We start from the raw sequence: 554 nt of genomic DNA on the forward strand, positions 1-554 counted from the left end.
ATCGGGCCGATCTTCGCCGACTCGGTGCTGTGCTCTGCTGCATTGTCCGTGCGTACACGCAAGCCCGAAACCGTGAAGGCGTCGATCTGCTGCCGTTTCAAGTCCATCGAAAACCTCACTCCCTGATTGGTTGAAGCACGGTCCGCAAGCGCCGCGATGGCGTTAACTCTGTCAGCGATTGACGTCAACGACAACCCTGCCGCGCAACTGTCCGGCGAGCAATGTCGGCGCCGCATCGACCGCTTCGCTCAGGCTGATTTCATGACTGATCAGCGACAGCAACGCGAAGTCCAGATCCTTCGCCAGACGATCCCAGGCTTCCAGGCGGCGCGTCTTGGGCTGAGTCACGCTATTGATGCCGGCCAGCGTCACGCCGCGCAGGATGAAAGGCGCTACCGACGCCGGAAAATCCATACCTTGCGCCAAGCCGCAGGCAGCGACTGTTCCTTCGGCTCGTGTGCTGGCGCAGGCGTTGGCCAGGGTGTGGCTGCCAACCGAATCAATGACGCCCGCCCAACGCTCCTTGGCCAGCGGTTTGCCGGGTTCGGACAAGG

Annotated in this window: 1 pseudogene; it reads right to left on the minus strand. The window is 62.1% G+C overall.

What is annotated here, in order from left to right:
* Positions 1-171 precede the first annotated feature (171 nt).
* A pseudogene (locus DBR24_RS33440) lies at positions 172-554 on the minus strand (oxidoreductase); the annotation flags it as partial.

The sequence above is a fragment of the Pseudomonas sp. HMWF006 genome (assembly GCF_003061205.1).
In the GTDB taxonomy this organism is placed as follows: domain Bacteria; phylum Pseudomonadota; class Gammaproteobacteria; order Pseudomonadales; family Pseudomonadaceae; genus Aquipseudomonas; species Aquipseudomonas monsensis.